2 pseudogenes are annotated in these 1,035 nt (G+C 61.0%); one reads left to right on the top strand and one right to left on the bottom strand.

The features are described 5' to 3' along the window. Positions 1-77: 77 nt before the first annotated feature. Positions 78-278: pseudogene (locus CQY20_RS33900) on the bottom strand (helix-turn-helix domain-containing protein); the annotation flags it as partial. Between the two features lie 113 nt (positions 279-391). Between CQY20_RS33900 and CQY20_RS36335 the strand changes: the two are divergent. Then, positions 392-799, top strand: a pseudogene (locus CQY20_RS36335) (three-helix bundle dimerization domain-containing protein); the annotation flags it as partial. Between the last annotated feature and the right edge of the window lie 236 nt (positions 800-1,035).

The raw sequence follows: 1,035 nt of genomic DNA, 5'->3' as shown, positions 1-1,035 counted from the left end.
CAAGCATCCTCAGTAACGCGCCACGGTGGTCCCATCCCCCTGGCAATCAGGTGGTCCCATCACCCTGGCAAGCGACAGCTCGGACTGGTATGCGGCCGCGAGGACCGGTCGTGAAGACCGTCTTCACCCTCGGTCTCAAAACGGCTGATCCAGGTGTGGACGCATTTACGCGAGACCCCCATCGCTTTCGCGATATGGGCTTTGGGCCAGCCAGCCTGATACCGGCGCACTATCAGCAGCCGGCCGTGAAACGTCGTACGGGCATTACGGTGGGACACGAGAACCTCCGGACGGTGGTGGACCTAGACAAGCCACACCCCACCCGGAGGTTCTCCTCACATCAAGCCAACACGCCTGCTACCAACGTCCTGTCCCAGTACAACTAGCCGCGTGCTACCAACAGGTCGAACCGGATCAAGTCAGCCGCATCGTGCTAGAGGAGTATGCTCGATTCGAGCGAAGATCGATCCGTGACTTCGTGTCGTTGTCCGTCGAACGCGACGCCAAGGACGAATTGCCAAGAAGGAGAAATTGTCCAAGCTCGGCGCCGCAGCTCGTCCTCAGCGGGAAACCGTCGTTTAAGAGCCTTAGGCATTCGGTCGATCGCACCCAACTCACCCTCGGCTGTGCGGATCGCGCGACGTACGTGGCTGATCGGAGTCATCTCGCCAACGGTCATGGCCATCGTCAATCGGCGTGTCTGCGCAGCAAGACGCGCCTCTGCAGTTCGGATTTCTCCTGCTCGAGGAAGCCGCAGAAGTACTCGGCTTGGGCCTTGTCAGCCCGGGCCGCCGGGTGATGTTGCCCCAACATTCAATTCGACGTAGACCCATCGTCGGGTGTTCGGAGGATTTCGCGCAGGCTGCCCGTTCGGCGCTCTTCTGGGTTGCGGGCCGGTCTCAATTCGGGGGTTCAGATGCAGTGGTTCATAGACCGGGTATGTTGCCACAGTGACAGTTGGCTATGTCAACTCGAATTGGCCCCGGCTGGGCGGTTCGAAGTGGCCCCGCCCGGGGAAGGCTGGAGTTGCCGTGC

This window comes from Mycolicibacterium agri, assembly GCF_002553505.1.
Lineage (GTDB): Bacteria > Actinomycetota > Actinomycetes > Mycobacteriales > Mycobacteriaceae > Mycobacterium > Mycobacterium agri.
The sequence above is the reverse complement of the archived record's forward strand: the minus strand, read 5'-3'. Positions and strand labels throughout refer to the sequence as shown.